A 13,724-nucleotide genomic window follows, 5' to 3' on the forward strand; every position below is an offset into this window, starting at 1 on the left:
CTTATCGTCGTCTAACCTCGAACACTCCATTCACTTCAAGCAAGTGGCTTAGTGCACCACGCAACTGCTCACCGCTGCTAACCTCAGCGGTAAACTGCATTTTGGCAACACCGCGCTGCGTTTCTGTTTGTACGCCAATCACATTGATTTTGTCTTTTGAAAATACCTCGGTGATGTCGCGCAGCAAGCCTTGGCGGTCGTTTGCGGTGACAGCAATATCCACGGGATAGTGCAAGCCCGAGGATTCCCCCCAGGTGGTTTCAATCAAGCGCTCGGGTTGACGACGCATGACCTCGGCCAGGTTGGAACAACCCAGGCGGTGAATGGACACTCCTTTGCCCCGGGTGACAAAACCAATAATAGGGTCAGGCGGCGCTGGGCGGCAGCACCGTGCAAGGTTGGTCATCAAGGTGCTGACACCCACCACCAGCACACCCGATTCCTTGCCCGCTGAGTTGCCTTGTGAACCAGGTTTGCGTTTGTTCAGTATTTCGACTTGTTCTTCATCGGACAATGGCCCGGAAGGTTGCAGGTCGGCGCGCAAGGCGTTTTCAATGGCGCGGGGCCGTATTTCTTCACGGGCCAGCGCAACATACAAGTCGTCGGGTTTTTCGTAACCCAGTTTCTGGGCCAACAGCTCCAGGTTTTGTGCGGTTTGCCCAATTCGTTGAAGTTCGCGTTCTGCTATGGCTCGGCCGCGTTCAAGCGTTTCCTTGCGTTCTTGCTGAGCGAACCACTGCTTGACCTTTTGGCGCGCGCGGTGGCTGATCAGGTATTTTTGGGTGGGGTTTAACCAGTCGCGGGAAGGGCCTGTGGCCGCGTCGCCGCGAGCACTCACAATTTCCACAGTTTGGCCGTTGTCCAGCGGGGTGTTTAATTGCACCATTTGCCCGTTCACTTTGGCGCCGCGGCAACGATGCCCCAGCTCTGTGTGCACATGGTAAGCAAAATCTAGCGGCGTGCTGCCTGTGGGCAATTCCACCACTTTGGCTTGTGGTGTGAACACATACACGCGATCGTTCAAGGCGCTGGTTTTCATTTCCTGCGCCCAGTCGCTGGCTTCACCCATGGTGTCGGTGACGTCTTTTTGCCAGGCCAGCAATTGGCGCAACAAGGCAATTCGCTCTTCGAACTGGCCCTCGGCGCGGCTTTCGCCGGTGTAGCCGTCTTTGCCCGATTCTTTGTAGCGCCAATGTGCAGCCACACCATATTCAGCGAACTGGTGCATGGCTTCCGTGCGTATTTGCACCTCGAGTGTTTTGCCGGTTTCGTCTTGAACTACGGTGTGCAGGCTTTGGTAGCCGTTGGGTTTGGGCTTGCTGATGTAGTCGTCGAATTCCTCAGGGATTGGTGTCCACAAATTGTGAACAATGCCCAGTGCGGTGTAGCAGTCGTCGACCGTGTCTACAATCACACGGCATGCGCGCACATCGTACAGCTTGTCGAAGCTGATGCCCTTGCCACGCATTTTGTTCCAGATGCTGTAGATGTGTTTTGGGCGACCGCTGATTTCGCAATGAATACCGGCCAGCAACAGGTTTTCTTTGATGCTGGCCATGGCCGACTCAATGAATGCTTCACGTTCGACGCGCTTTTCATCCAGCATTTTGGCCACGTTTTTGTACGTGTTTGGTTGCAGGATACGAAACGACAGATCTTCGAGTTCCCACTTCAGTTGCCACAAGCCTAAGCGGTTGGCCAGCGGGGCATACAGGTCTAGGGTTTCTTGCGCATGCGACACGGCATAAGGCCATAACGGGCCTTTTTCGTTTTTGATGTCGTCGTGGCTGGTGAAATGCCGCAAGGTTTGCAGGCGTGAGCACAAGCGAATCATGATGACGCGAATGTCGGTGGACATGGCCAGCAACATTTTGCGCAGGGTTTCAATTTGGTCGGCCCAGCGCAAGGTTTCAATGGTGTTACGGCTGGCACTTGGGCCTACCATGGATCGCATTTTAAAAAGCTTGCGCAGGCTGGCCAGCATGCGGCCTACCTCATCACCAAACTTTTTCTCCATGTGGCTTTCTAGGTGTTTGTCAAAAAACACCAATGGGCCCAAGGCGCCGGCAATCCGGGTATTGGCATCGGCTCGCAGTTCGGCCAACAGATCGGCCACAGCCAGCATGTGTTGAATCGCAGGCTCTTGCGTGTCCAGAATATGATCAGCAGCATGAAGCCGCGCATAATTCAGTGCCTCTTCAACGCGGGCTGCGTCGAATTTGTTCAACAACACCAGGGCAGGCGCTGCAGCGCTGCCTTTCTTCTCAGAGCCCAGTGTTGATGAAACTGAAACCATGTTTGTTTGGGTGGATTCGTTAGGACCAGTTTAAAACAAAAAGCTGCGAACAATATTAATTTGCTCGTTCTGCATGAAAGTGGGGGCATGGCCAACGCCGTGCACCTCGATAACGCGTGGCTTGGGGCCACGTTGACTCATTTCCGCCACTGTTTGTTTCGATAGCAGGTCGGAGTGTTCGCCGCGCACCACCAGTGTGTCGGCTTTGATTGAGTCAAATGCCGCCCAAAGCGCGCTCTCATGCAGCAAGGTAGTGGATTCTGACAGGTTTTGAAATGCATGGCCGATTGCGGGGTCGTAGTGGGGTTGCCAGTGACCGTTTTTTTCGATCAATACTGAGTCGCACAATTCATTCCATTGGGATTCGGTGTGCGGGCCAAAGGGTTGGGATATGGTTCGAATGTATTGCCGGGCCTCTTGAAGTGTTTGAAATTGAACCGGTTTTCCGACATAGTCGCCAATGCGTTGTAGTGCGCCAAAGTTCAGGCTTGGGCCCACATCATTCAGTATCAGCTTTCGAATCGGGTTGTTGGGCAGGCTGGCATAAGCCATGCCGATCAGGCCTCCCATGGAAGTGCCAAACCAATCCAGCGTATCTGCGTTCAAGCGGGCCACCAAGGCCACACAGGCGCTCACGTAGGTGGGTACGCCATAGAGGGCAGGGTCGGGCAGCCAATCAGACCTTCCCCGACCAGGCATGTCGGCAGCCACCACGCGCAGGTTTTTCCCAAGGTCTTGAGCCAGGGATTCAAAATCAGCACTGCTGCGGGTTAGGCCATGCACACACAACAACACATGTGGGTTGTCGGGGTCGCCCCATTCGCGGTAGGCTAATTTGTGTAAACCCTGCGGGCTTAACCATTGCACGGTGTGCAAGCGCGCTGTCAGCATTGTTCAATACCCTCCTGTGAATTGTATTAATCAGTATTTCAGAGTTTCATTGTCGAAAGAGGTTCATCCGTGGATTTTAAGAACATGAATGCGTTGGTCACCGGTTCAACCAGTGGTATCGGTTTGGGCATTGCCCAGCGCTTGGCTGCCAAGGGTGTCAATGTGATGCTCAATGGTTTTGGGACATCCGAACAAATCGAGGCGGCCAAGCAAAGCATTGCTGCCCATGGTGTGAAAGTGGGCTATCACGGTGCTGATTTAAGCAAAGTGGCAGAAGTTGAAGACCTGGTGAAAAGCACCGAAGCCCTGTTTGGCCGGGTGGATGTGCTGGTGAACAATGCGGGTATTCAGCATGTGTCGCCCGTGGAAAGCTTTGATCCCGCCAAGTGGGATGCGGTAATCGCCATTAACTTGAGCGCAGCTTTTCACACCACACGCCTCGTATTGCTAGGTATGCAGGCACGCAACTGGGGGCGGATTGTGAATATTGCCTCTGCCCACGGCTTGGTGGCCTCGGCCAATAAGTCGGCTTATGTGGCTGCCAAGCACGGCATTGTGGGCTTGACCAAGGTAGTTGCTTTGGAAAATGCCAAAACCGGCATTACCTGCAATGCAGTGTGCCCGGGTTGGGTGCTGACGCCGCTTGTGCAGGCACAGGTGGATGCGCGTGCGGTGCGGGAAGGTGTTTCTGTTGAAGAAGCGAAAGTGGGTTTGTTGAGTGAAAAACAACCGTCGCAAGAGTTTGTAACGCCAGAGCAGTTGGGTGGGCTGGTGGTGTTTTTGTGCTCCGACGATGCGCAGGAAGTGCGGGGTGCTGCGTGGAATATGGACGGAGGGTGGGTGGCGCAGTAAGCGTCGCCACTGCGGTTATTTGCTGAACTCGGCGTGGGTTACTTGTGCCGCCTGTCATTGGTGACTCAGGAGCTGAACTTGAAGGGTCACCGCTGCCCGAAAACTTGGCATATCGTCTTGTCTGCTTGAGCCTGCACTAAGCCAAGCCCTCCAAAAGTAACGGTCGGGTCTTGGCTTTCGCGCCAGGGCACGGTCGTTTGTCTCAGCGCGCCAGGCCGGCAAGTTTTCTGACCGGTCATCGTGCGACCCATTGCAAGTTCAGCTCAGCGTCACCGTCGGCTGGGTCTGTAGCCCAATCGGCGGCGGTGTTTCGATCGCTTCGCCTTCAAGAAAACCTGCCCGTTTGAATTCACCCGCCACGGTCGGCCAAAGGCCGGCACCGAGACTCGGCCCGCCCTTTTGCCGATCGAGGTGAGTCAGGGAGAATCTCGAAAAGGGAAAACCAGGTTTTCAGGCGAGAGATTGGAACCCAAGCCGATTGGGGCAGTAAACCGGCAGGCGAGAGATCGGAACCCAAGCCGATCGGGCTATAAAGACCAGCCGGTGAATCAGCCAACCCGCTCAATGGTCACTTGCACGTCGAGGCTTTCCTGCCCACCACCCGTGCGTATGCCACGAATTGGAGACGCACCCGTGAAATCTTTGGCCACAGCCAGGCGGCAGTGATTGCCCTGCACCAACGATTTGTGCGTGGCATCCACCCCCAGCCACTGCTGGCGGGTTTCATCGAACACTTCAACCCAAGCGTGGCTGTCGTGCTGTTCCACATTGGGGTTGAAAAAGTAGCCACTCACGTATCGTGCAGGAATGCGGTGTGCGCGCAGGCAGGCCAGCATTACATGAGAATGGTCCTGGCAAACACCCTGTCCATTTTCAAAGGCTTGCATGGCCGAGTCAGCCACTGTCGTGCTGCCTTTGGTGTACACCACACGATCGGCCACGGCGTGGGCCAAGGTCAATATTCGATGTGCAAATGGAATGTGCTTGTCAGAAACGAAGCTGGCAAAGTCGCGCATTTCATCATTGAATTGAGTGAGCGGCGTTGTGGGGGTGTAGACCAAGGGATGAAGTGAAAAAGATTGAACCGGGGTGTAGCCGTCTTCAAGGGGATCAATTTCAACTTGGCCCTGAGACTGAACAGATAGCTCCCGGTGTTGTTGGTTCACCGAGAAGGTGTGCACTGCATTGCCATGGTGATCGCAGGCGCTGTGATGTCTTGCTGGTGTTTTGATTTTCCAGTCGACAATTCTTTGATTGGTGTCCTGTTGCGGTGTCAGGCGCACGTGCTGGATGCTGTACAGCACGGGCCAAGTATAGCGATAGGTGGTGTGGTGTTGAATGCGCAGTTTCATGCCTCAAGCGGTACCAGGAAATCTTTGCTGATCCGGTTGCCCAAATCATTCACGCGCTCAAGAAAGTTGGTCAAATACGCATGCAAACCCATTTGCAAAATGTCGTCGATTTGGCTGTACAGCAACTCGGCGCGCAGTTTACCCGCGCGGCGTTCAGTGGAAGCTGAATAGTCGTTTCGAATCATTTCCAGGTTGGCGCACACTTCATTCAGTGAAGCCAGCAGCGAACGTGGCATGTCGTCGCGCAGTATCAGCAATTCGGCAACACGGTCGGGTGTAATCACGTCCCGATACACTTTACGGTAAGTTTCGAATGCAGACACTGAACGCAAAATGGCAGCCCAGTGGTAGTAATCGGCATGGGGGTCGGCAGTGCTTAAATTGGCCAATGGGCTAAAAGGCATGCTGTGAAATTTCACATCCAGCAGTCGTGCGGTGTTGTCGGCACGTTCCAGAAAGGTACCCAAGCGAATGAAACGGAATGCATCGTCTTTCAGCATGGTGCCAATGGTGACGCCACGCGACAAATGACTGCGAAACTTTACCCATTCAAAAAATTCAGAGGGGTCGCGTTCAACTGTGCCGTCGGCCAACACCTTCTTCAATTCCAGCCAGGTAGTGTTGTTGGTTTCCCAAACCTCGGTGGTAAGCGCACCACGCACAGCACGCGCGTTTTCTCGGGCACCTTGCAGGCAACAGTAAATGCTGGAAGGGTTGCTGGGGTCTTTCACCATGAAGTCGATCACAGCTTCTGCGCTGACTTCGTCGTGCCTTTGGGCAAATGCTTCGGTCAACTCACAAATGGACAGCATGGCTCGCCAGCCTTGTTCTGCATTCTCCGGATCCTGCGGAAGCAGTGCGGTTTGCACGTTCACGTCGAGCATGCGGGCTGTGTTCTCGGCGCGTTCAATGTAACGGGCCATCCAGAACAAGTGGTCAGCAGTTCTACTTAACATGTTGATTGCTCCTTATCGTTCCAGTACCCAGGTGTCTTTGGTGCCGCCGCCCTGGCTGCTGTTCACCACCAGCGAACCCTCGCGCAGTGCCACCCGGCTTAAGCCGCCCGGGATCAAGCTGACTTTGCTGCCAGACAACACGAAAGGGCGAAGATCAATATGGCGGGGGGCCAGGCCCTGTTCCACAAAAGTAGGGCAGGTCGACAATGCCAGTGTGGGTTGGGCAATGAACTTTGCCGGGTCAGAAATCACCTTCTGGCGGAAATCTTCAATTTGCGCTTTGGTGGATGCAGGGCCCACCAACATGCCGTACCCACCCGCACCATGAACCTCTTTCACAACCAATTCCGGCAGCTTGTCCAACACCTCTTTCAATTGGTCTGGTTTGCGGCATTGCCAGGTGGGTACGTTTTGAATAATGGGTTCTTCGCTCAAGTAAAAGCGAATCATGTCGGGTACATAGGGGTAAATCGATTTGTCATCGGCCACGCCTGTGCCAATCGCGTTGGCCAAGGTTACATTGCCCGCGCGGTACACCGACAACAGGCCGGGAACGCCCAGTTGTGAATCTTCACGAAATGCCAATGGGTCGAGAAAATCGTCATCCAATCGGCGGTATATAACATCCACACGCTTGGGGCCTTGCGTGGTGCGCATATAAAGCACCTCTTCATCCACAAACATGTCTTTGCCTTCCACCAGTTCAATGCCCATTTGCTGGGCCAGAAAGGCGTGCTCGAAATACGCCGAGTTGTACATGCCTGGGGTGAGCAACACAACCGTGGGGTCGGTGCTGTTTTGTGGTGAAACCGAGCGCAGGTTTTCCAGCAGATTGTCAGGGTAATGTTCAACTGGTGCTACACGGTTGCGGGCAAACAGTTCCGGAAACAGGCGCATCATCATTTTCCGGTTTTCAAGCATGTAGCTGACGCCCGAGGGCACACGCAGGTTGTCCTCGAGCACGTAAAACTCGCCTTCACCGGCACGCACCACATCAACACCGGCAATGTGTGCGTAAATGTCGCCAGCCACTTTCACGCCTTGCATTTCGGGGCGGTACTGTTCATTGTTGAAAATCTGTTCAGGCGGAATTAGCCCTGTGCCCAGTATTTTTTGCTCGTTGTAAATGTCTTTCAAAAACATGTTCAAGGCCTGAACACGTTGACGCAAGCCAGCCTCCAGTGTTTTCCATTCCGAGGCTTTAATCACGCGCGGCACAATGTCAAATGGAATCAACCGTTCAGTGCCAGATTCTTCGCCGTACACGGCAAAGGTAATGCCGACCCGTCTGAATATGAGGTCCGCCTCTGCGCGCTTGTTCTGCAGTTTTTCAGGAGCTTGCATTTCCAGCCAACGCGAAAAATCCTGATAATGCGGGCGAACTTCTCCGCCGGGCGTGTACATTTCGTCGAAGGGTGTTGATGACATAAGTTGTTATTCCTGTTCTGTGTAGTCATGAAGTAACAAGAAGCATGCCAAGCGCATGCAGGCTGATTGTGTCGCGCTTAGCCATAAAGTTAACAGTGTTAAGGCGCTTTTGCACCGCTTTCGTGCATGTGCCAGTAGCGCTGACGATGCTGCCGTGCGTTGTCCACTTCAGGCTGGAAGTTCAGGTGCTTAAACTTCCATCTTATTGCACCATTTTGGGCGGTGTTGAACCATTGGACGCCCATGGTCTCGTATCGTTCAATCACCGCTTTGTGCGGGTGACCAAACTGGTTTTCCCAACCAGCCTGTATCAGGGCATATTCGGGTTGAACGGCTTGAAGAAACGGCATGGTAGAAGAGGTTTTTGAGCCGTGGTGCGGCACGATCAAAACCCGGGATTTCAAGGCCTTTGCGCCATGTTGCGCCAACAAGGTCATTTCGGAAATCGCTTCGATGTCACCAGTCAGCAGTACGCTGTGATTCGAATTGCCTATTTTTAGCACACAACTTTGGTTGTTTTTGGCCAATAATTTTTGGGGTGAATGTTCAGGCGCATCAAGCCCGATTGGTGTGAATGTCACGCCATCCCAAGTCCATGGCTTCAGTGTGTGGCAGTTTGCTGTGCCGCTTTTCCGGGTGTGGGCTAGCCGGTTTAAATTGTGTTGTTGCTTGATCGAGGAGATGAACTGAATGGGCGGGGCTTTTTCCAACAGCAGTGGTGCGCCGCCTGAATGGTCTGCATCATCATGCGACAGCATGAACACATCAGCTTGTCGATAGCCGTGCGCTGCCATCCAGGGCAGCAGCACGCGCCTGGCTGAATCAGCCCGTGCGTTGAATGCGGGGCCAGCGTCGTAAATTAAAAGATGATTTCGGGTTTGAATGCTGATGGCGGTGCCTTGACCAACATCCATCAAGGTCATCCAGAAATCATTGTGTTCAGGCCTGGGTGGTGGAAGTGCCAGCAAGGCAATCAGTGCAACTCCTGTCCATCTTGGAATTAAGCCAGCGGGCAAAATCAACACCAGGCAGCCCATGCCCACAAGGCCATTAATCCACCAGGGCTGGTTGTGCACCGGCAGGGTGGCCCAACTTAATTCATTGAAAAATACAAGCCATTCGCGTTGCAAGGCAAGGCTGTTGGCGGCCAGCCAAAGTAAGGACGGTTGTTGGGCCAGTCCGCCGAGCAAGGCCAGTGGCGTGCTTACAAAACTCATCCACGGAATGGACAGGGCATTGGCCACCGGGCTAACCAACGACTGCTGGTTAAACAGCATTGCACAGGGCAGTATCAGTCCGATGGTCACCGTGTATTGGGCTTTCACAGCGTTGACAATCAATTCCTGCTTGGGTTTGATGAAGTGATAGTGCCCCTGAGTCACGAAAATAAGCACGGCCACCGCACCGAAGGAGAGAATGAAGCCCGCATCCAGAACGGCCCAGTTGTCAAACGCAAGGGTTAGAAACAGGGCGAGAAAGAAGGTGTCCCAACTGCTTTGCATGCCGCCCCGCACTTGCCCCACGAATAGCGCAAACAGCATGAACACGGTGCGTTGCGCGGGCACTCCCCAGCCTGCAATCAGGCCGTACAACACTGCAAACACCAATCCAAATGCGCTGCCTGCCAAAGGGGCTGGCAGGCGAAGGCACAGCTTGCTTGATCGACGCCAAAGTGCACTGAACAATTTGCCCGCCAGCATGGCAAACAGGGTAATGTGCAAACCGGAAATAGCGACCAAATGTGCAATGCCTGTGGCGCTGAACATTTCCCGGTCTTCCGGGCTGATCAGGCCTTGATCACCCACCACCATGGCCAACACCAAAGCTTGTTCGGGGTGGTCTTGCAAGGCCGTGACGATGATGTTTGCTATGTACAGGCGTGCCCGTTCCATCCCGCTCAGCGGATTCAACAGGGCTGAGTCAGTTAATTTCTCCAGCCCGCCTTTCAGTTGGGCAGTGCCAGCGATTCGATTGGCAAACCAGTGGCGGTGAACATCAAACCCTTCCAGTTGCAAAGGTGCTTTGGGTGGTTTGATTCGAACCGTTGCCCGAAAGAATTGGCCAGGCCGAAGTTCTCGGTGTGCATTCGCTTGTTCGACGAAAGTTTGCAAGCGCGCACCCGTGACCAGGCATTCGCTAACGCGCGCTGGGCGTTGCGGCGTGTGTTCAAGCAGCCAGGTTTGTGCGCCGTTGTCGCGAAAGGTTTTTTCAATTAGCCGAAATTCGGATTGAATGGTGTGCTTGTTACAAGCCAAAGGTATTTGAGCCTGTTGATGCGCTGCGGCCTGAATGCCTGCGCACAGTTGTGCTGTTGCAAAACCCAGAATGAACCATGCGAGTTTCTCAGTGTTGTGTTGACTGACACCACCTCGAACGCCTAGCAGTAGAAAGATGGCTGCCCAAGCAAACAAAATGATGCTGTGTTCGCCGAAGCTTTTGTAGGCCATGGTCCACACCCATGGCAGCGTGGCTTGGCTGTGAAACAGCAGTAGGCTAAGCAGGTAGGCTGTGGTGAACAGCGGCAGAGAAGGCACGACTCGGTTTCAGAGTAGAGGCAAGCCTGCAAGCGTGCACCAAGGCGGTCGAGTTCACCAATGATGAACGCGATCGGGTGATGACGTTGGTTAGCCTTGAAGGGCGAGGGCGGGCAACACGCGTTGCGAGTTCAATTGCGTTTGCTCAGAAAGTGCCTGCATGCTTAAACCGCGCAGCTCGGCGATGGTTTGCGCAATTCTCGGCAGGTGTTCAGGCGCGTTGCGCTGTTTGTTAATCCATTCTGGTGCAATATCGGGGCCGTCTGTTTCAAGCACCATGGCATGTTCGGGTAGCTCGGCAGCCAACCGCCGCAGCTGAAGTGCCCGGGTGAAAGTACTGGCCCCGCCAAAGCCAAGGCACATGTTCAAACTCAGAAAATGATCTGCTTGCTGAAAGCTGCCGTTGAATGCGTGGGCAATGCCACTGCGTGGTTTGTATATTCGAAGGCCTTTTAAAACAGGGTCTTGCGCTTTGCGAACATGCATCACCACAGGCACATCAAAATCGCGTGCCAATTTAAGTTGTGCATGGAAAAATTGAACCTGCTTGTCCCAGTTCAAACCAGGCACAAAGCCGTCCAGTCCGATCTCTCCGATGCCCGCAAACTTGGGGTCATCAATTGACCGCTGAATTTTTTGCCTCAAGATCAAAAGGTCTTCTTCTTTTGCCTTGTCTACAAACATGGGGTGTATGCCCAGGCAGTACACCGCGCCTTGAATGCTGTGAGCCAAGGTTTTTACCGCATCAAAATTGAATGCGCCCACGGCGGGCAATACAAAGCGGGTAACATGCAATTCACGCGCCCGCTGAACTACAGCGGTGCGATCGCTGTCGTATTCAGAAGCATCAAGATGAAGGTGCGTGTCGGTCCACATACTTTAAAGTTTGCCATGTTTCGTCGGAAAATTCGCAAGTACCTGCCTACGCCCGATCATTTCGATCGACTGTCTTGGGCACGGCCATTCAAACGCTTCTTGGGGCATCCCAATATTTGGGCCTTGAACCGCAAAAGTATTGCGGGGGGTGTGGCGGCAGGTCTGTTTTGCGGTTTGATTCCCGGTCCGTTTCAAATATTTGGAGCGCTTATTTGGGTGGTGTTGGCCAAAGTCAATATGCCAGTGGCCTTTACCGTCACTTTGTATACCAACCCCATCACCATCGTACCTTTGTACTTGGTCGCAGTGGCCTACGGGCAGTTTTTCTTGGGCGAGATCGGCGAGGCCACCATGCAGCCCCTGCCCGAATGGAATTGGTCAGCCTGGGGCGATTCCACCCACGCCATGCTGGACTGGATGTTGTCCATGGGACCGTCGCTGGCGGTGGGTTTGCCCGCACTGATGGTGACCTTGTCTCTATTGGGCTACTTCACCGTTCGTGTGGCCTGGAACTTGGGTGTGCGAATTGCAGTGGTGCGCAGGCGCAAGCGCAATTTTTCCGCACCACGCTAGGCGTTGCTCCTATTCCGGTTTTAATTCGCCTTTTTCTAGCCTTAACACCTTGCTGCACTTGCGCGCCAATTCCATGGAATGGGTCACGATGATCAAGGCCGATTTGTTGGCTGCCTTGCTGTGTATCAGGCTTTCAAACACCTGGTCGGCTGTGTCCTGGTCCAGGTTGCCTGTTGGTTCATCGGCCAAAATGGCTTTTGGGTTGGTCACCATGGCGCGCGCAATCGCCACGCGCTGGCGTTCGCCGCCTGACAACTCCGCAGGGCGGTGGTTTAACCGGTGTTCAAGGCCAAATTGTTTCAACAATACAGCGCTTTTTTCTCGCGCCACTTGTTTGTTCTCTCCACCAATACGCAATGCCATGGCCACATTGTCCAGCGCATGAAATTCCGGCAACAAGTGGTGGAACTGGTAAATGAAGCCCAAGGTTTTGTTGCGTTCCATGCCCAGTTTGCGAACCGACCAAGGCTCGATCGCCTGGCCAGCCCACAGCACTGAACCGTTGTCGGCTTTTTCAAGCCCACCGAGCACATGCAACAGCGTGCTTTTGCCTGCGCCGGAGGCACCAACAATTGCCACGGTTTCGCCTGCCTGCACCTGAAAGTTCAGGTTTTTGATCACTTGTGTTGCTTTGTCGTTCGCAGTAATGCCTTTGAACGCCTTGCTCAGATTTTTTGTTTCCAGAACAACATTACTCATAACGCAGGGCCTCCGCAGGTTCGGCACGCGATGCACGCCAGCTTGGGTAAATGGTGCTGAGCACGCTGAGCACCAAGGCCACGGTGACGATGGTGACCACATCGCTTGCACGTGGGTCGGAGGGCAACTGGCTGATGAAGTAAATTGATTTTGGCAAGAACTCAACGCTAAGCGCACGTTCAATGGCGGGTACGATGGTGCCCAAATTGATGGCCAACAACCAACCCGCTGTTACACCTAAAAATGTACCAATCCAGCCCACCAGTGCACCTTGCAACATGAAAATTCGCTGAATGGCAAAAGGGCTTGCACCCAAGGTGCGCAGAATGGCGATCTCGCCGCGCTTGTCTTTCACGGTCATCACCAGCATGGAAACCAGGTTGAATGCCGCCACGGCGATAATCAGTGTGAGAATGATGAACATCATGCGTTTTTCAGTTTGCACGGCAGCAAACCAGGTGCGGTTTTGCACTGACCAATCGCGAACCCAAACTGTGGGTGGCAATTGGCGTTCAATGTCACGGGCAACGAATGGAGCCGCATCCATGTCGTTGAGCTTCACGCGAATGCCGGTGGGGCCCAAGCTGCGGTAAAAGCGTGCTGCGTCGTCCAGGTTCATCAACACCAGGCCACTGTCGTATTCATAATGGCCAGTGCTCACCAGGGCGGTAATTTCGAAAGCTTTCAAACGGGGAATCATGCCGGCGGGGGTCATTTGGCCTGAAGGTGCAATCAGCGTAATTCGGTCACCCACGCTGACACCAATCTGCTTGGCCAGCTCAATGCCCAAAACCACGCGAAATTCGCCAGCTTGCAGGTTGCTGAGGCTGCCGGAAATCACTTCCTTGAAATCTGAAACTTCCTGTTCTTGTGCAGGGTCAATGCCGCGAACAATGGCTGGGCGCAACAAATCGCCATGCGCCAGCATGCTTTCACCAGCGACATAGGGCGCAGCGCCAATCACTTTTGGGTTGGCGCTTTTGATTGCGCCCACCAGTGCCTCGGGGTTGTCGAAGCCTTCCTGTGGGGCCAGTACCTCGATGTGTGCAATCACCGACAGCATGCGGTCGCGCACTTCTTTTTGAAAGCCGTTCATCACCGACAACACGACGATAAGCGCCGCCACGCCAAGCCCGATGCCGGCCATGGACAATCCGGAAATGAAGGAAATGAATTTGTCGCGGCTTCTGTGGCCGCCACCGCGCACATAACGCAGTGCAATTTCAACATCAAAGGGTAAACTAATCACAAATTGTCCCGAATTGTT

At 53.9% G+C, this 13,724-nt stretch carries 11 protein-coding genes; 2 read left to right on the top strand and 9 right to left on the bottom strand.

All coding sequences use genetic code 11. The annotated features are described in order from the left end of the window. Position 1 precedes the first annotated feature (1 nt). Together FCS97_RS15455 and FCS97_RS15460 are read right to left on the bottom strand one after the other, a co-directional pair. The gene (locus FCS97_RS15455; RefSeq protein WP_138519338.1) at positions 2–2,296 is read right to left on the bottom strand and encodes a RelA/SpoT family protein; all 2,295 of its coding nucleotides are present in this window, start codon (positions 2,294–2,296) and stop codon (positions 2–4) included. A 30-nt stretch (positions 2,297–2,326) separates the two neighbouring features. Beyond that, positions 2,327–3,187 (bottom strand): alpha/beta fold hydrolase, encoded by an 861-nt coding sequence (locus FCS97_RS15460; RefSeq protein ID WP_138519339.1) that lies wholly within the window; start codon positions 3,185–3,187, stop codon positions 2,327–2,329. A gap of 84 nt (positions 3,188–3,271) precedes the next feature. Between FCS97_RS15460 and FCS97_RS15465 the strand changes: the two genes are divergently transcribed. Further along, entirely contained in the window at positions 3,272–4,039 is a 768-nt protein-coding gene (locus FCS97_RS15465) for a 3-hydroxybutyrate dehydrogenase (RefSeq protein ID WP_138519382.1), read from the top strand. Positions 4,040–4,587: 548 nt separating this feature from the next. Here the strand turns inward: FCS97_RS15465 and FCS97_RS15470 are convergent. The 5 genes from FCS97_RS15470 to FCS97_RS15490 all read right to left on the bottom strand — a co-directional run bounded on the left by FCS97_RS15470 (position 4,588) and on the right by FCS97_RS15490 (position 11,185). Further along, a complete protein-coding gene (locus FCS97_RS15470; RefSeq protein ID WP_138519340.1) occupies positions 4,588–5,391 on the bottom strand; it encodes a transglutaminase family protein in 804 nt (267 codons plus the stop codon). Then, the gene (locus tag FCS97_RS15475; protein ID WP_138519341.1) at positions 5,388–6,347 is read right to left on the bottom strand and encodes an alpha-E domain-containing protein; all 960 of its coding nucleotides are present in this window, start codon (positions 6,345–6,347) and stop codon (positions 5,388–5,390) included. The genes FCS97_RS15470 and FCS97_RS15475 overlap by 4 nt, the downstream gene beginning before the upstream one ends. A gap of 12 nt (positions 6,348–6,359) precedes the next feature. Continuing rightward, positions 6,360–7,775: a circularly permuted type 2 ATP-grasp protein gene (locus FCS97_RS15480; protein ID WP_138519342.1), complete on the bottom strand. Its 1,416-nt coding sequence runs from the start codon at positions 7,773–7,775 to the stop codon at positions 6,360–6,362. 98 nt (positions 7,776–7,873) lie between these two features. Continuing rightward, on the bottom strand, positions 7,874–10,309 hold the full coding sequence (locus tag FCS97_RS15485) for a DNA internalization-related competence protein ComEC/Rec2 (protein ID WP_138519343.1): 2,436 nt from the start codon (positions 10,307–10,309) through the stop codon (positions 7,874–7,876). A 90-nt stretch (positions 10,310–10,399) separates the two neighbouring features. Further along, positions 10,400–11,185, bottom strand: coding sequence for a TatD family hydrolase (locus tag FCS97_RS15490; protein ID WP_138519344.1), 786 nt, complete (start codon positions 11,183–11,185; stop codon positions 10,400–10,402). A 15-nt stretch (positions 11,186–11,200) separates the two neighbouring features. On the opposite strand from FCS97_RS15490, the gene FCS97_RS15495 reads away from it, so the two are divergent. Next, positions 11,201–11,758 carry a DUF2062 domain-containing protein gene (locus FCS97_RS15495; RefSeq protein WP_138519345.1) on the top strand — a complete coding sequence of 186 codons (558 nt, stop codon included), beginning with the start codon at positions 11,201–11,203 and terminating at the stop codon, positions 11,756–11,758. 9 nt (positions 11,759–11,767) lie between these two features. Here the strand turns inward: FCS97_RS15495 and FCS97_RS15500 are convergent, their stop codons facing one another. Together FCS97_RS15500 and FCS97_RS15505 are read right to left on the bottom strand one after the other, a co-directional pair. Next, positions 11,768–12,457, bottom strand: a complete 690-nt coding sequence (locus FCS97_RS15500) for an ABC transporter ATP-binding protein (protein WP_138519346.1) — start codon at positions 12,455–12,457, stop codon at positions 11,768–11,770. Further along, complete coding sequence (locus FCS97_RS15505; RefSeq protein ID WP_138519383.1) at positions 12,450–13,703, bottom strand: lipoprotein-releasing ABC transporter permease subunit; 1,254 nt, start codon at positions 13,701–13,703, stop codon at positions 12,450–12,452. The genes FCS97_RS15500 and FCS97_RS15505 overlap by 8 nt, the downstream gene beginning before the upstream one ends. Positions 13,704–13,724: the final 21 nt, after the last annotated feature.

Origin of the sequence: Limnobacter alexandrii (assembly GCF_005871185.1) — a bacterium.
Classification (GTDB): domain Bacteria; phylum Pseudomonadota; class Gammaproteobacteria; order Burkholderiales; family Burkholderiaceae_B; genus Limnobacter; species Limnobacter alexandrii.

What these genes read in the sequence shown, in the direction of transcription:
- FCS97_RS15455 (WP_138519338.1), bottom strand. Translation starts at nt 2,296, where the DNA reads ATGGTTTCAGTTTCATCAACACTGGGCTCTGAGAAGAAAGGCAGCGCT.
- FCS97_RS15460 (WP_138519339.1), bottom strand. Translation starts at nt 3,187, where the DNA reads ATGCTGACAGCGCGCTTGCACACCGTGCAATGGTTAAGCCCGCAGGGT.
- FCS97_RS15465 (WP_138519382.1), top strand. Translation starts at nt 3,272, where the DNA reads ATGAATGCGTTGGTCACCGGTTCAACCAGTGGTATCGGTTTGGGCATT.
- FCS97_RS15470 (WP_138519340.1), bottom strand. Translation starts at nt 5,391, where the DNA reads ATGAAACTGCGCATTCAACACCACACCACCTATCGCTATACTTGGCCC.
- FCS97_RS15475 (WP_138519341.1), bottom strand. Translation starts at nt 6,347, where the DNA reads ATGTTAAGTAGAACTGCTGACCACTTGTTCTGGATGGCCCGTTACATT.
- FCS97_RS15480 (WP_138519342.1), bottom strand. Translation starts at nt 7,775, where the DNA reads ATGTCATCAACACCCTTCGACGAAATGTACACGCCCGGCGGAGAAGTT.
- FCS97_RS15490 (WP_138519344.1), bottom strand. Translation starts at nt 11,185, where the DNA reads ATGTGGACCGACACGCACCTTCATCTTGATGCTTCTGAATACGACAGC.
- FCS97_RS15495 (WP_138519345.1), top strand. Translation starts at nt 11,201, where the DNA reads ATGTTTCGTCGGAAAATTCGCAAGTACCTGCCTACGCCCGATCATTTC.
- FCS97_RS15500 (WP_138519346.1), bottom strand. Translation starts at nt 12,457, where the DNA reads ATGAGTAATGTTGTTCTGGAAACAAAAAATCTGAGCAAGGCGTTCAAA.